This window comes from Mesorhizobium sp. M1A.F.Ca.IN.020.06.1.1 (assembly GCF_004023265.1).
Classification (GTDB): Bacteria; Pseudomonadota; Alphaproteobacteria; order Rhizobiales; family Rhizobiaceae; genus Mesorhizobium.
Genome location: NZ_RZSR01001521.1, coordinates 1 through 832 on the forward strand (window position 1 = coordinate 1; position 832 = coordinate 832).

Genomic DNA, 832 nt, shown 5'->3' on the forward strand with positions numbered 1-832 from the left:
CACGCGGATGGTGCGATCGAGGAGATCCCGAACTTCATCGCCGGCGCCAGCACGGCCGGAGGCCGCCGTTATCCGCACCGTCTTGTCGAGGCGCTTGGCCGCATCCGCCTCTTCGATCCCAAGGAGCGAAGCGAGCATCCGCGCATTTTCCTGACCGACGGTGGTCATCAGCAAACCTCCAACACGGTCGCGCCAAGCGCTTCTTCCCAGTCGTTTCCAGTCGACAGGACGTAGGTGGCCGCGAGGCTCAGGAAATTGTCCACCGCCGCCTCTTGGGCAAACCGCGGCAGCACCAGCGACAGGGCGCCGGCATGTCGTACGATCGCCCACTCATTGTCGGCCTCGGAGTGAAAAGCCCGGCCGGGATGGGAGTGAACCTGGGCGAGCACGCGCAGGCGATTTTCACGCAGGTGCGCAAACAACATCTGCATGCTCTGGCTATCGAAGTAGAACTGGTCGGCCCGTGTCTGTTGTCGCGGTTCGTAGAGTTCATCGATGCGCTCCACGCCCTTGCCCAGCCAAAGCACGGCCCGTTCGTGGCCGATGCGTCCGCCGTCCTGCAGTCGTTCGATGGTCGACGCCACCACGCTCCGTCCGACTTTGATCCGGCTCATCCGACTGCCCTCTTCCAACCGCGCCACAGCTGTTCGAGGATACCGAGCAGGTCCATCCCCGGCTTGCCGCGGAAGCCATCCCAGCGCTCGGCGAGGTGACTGGGGTGCGTGTGGAACTCGCGCGAGCCGCGCATGCAGACAAACGGCCGGCCGGTCGAAGGATGGGCGCTGCCGTTGAAGATGCTGCCCACATTGGGCGGGGCTGACATCAGATACGC

General features: G+C 64.5%; 2 protein-coding genes. Both read right to left on the reverse strand.

Annotated elements, in window-relative coordinates; translation table 11 throughout:
• Positions 1-167 precede the first annotated feature (167 nt).
• The gene (locus EOA60_RS35270) at positions 168-614 is read right to left on the reverse strand and encodes a Mov34/MPN/PAD-1 family protein (RefSeq protein WP_127335910.1); all 447 of its coding nucleotides are present in this window, start codon (positions 612-614) and stop codon (positions 168-170) included.
• A partial coding sequence (locus EOA60_RS35275) for a putative metal-binding protein (RefSeq protein WP_348632756.1) occupies positions 611-832 on the reverse strand: 222 nt, incomplete at its 5' end. The genes EOA60_RS35275 and EOA60_RS35270, both read right to left, overlap by 4 nt.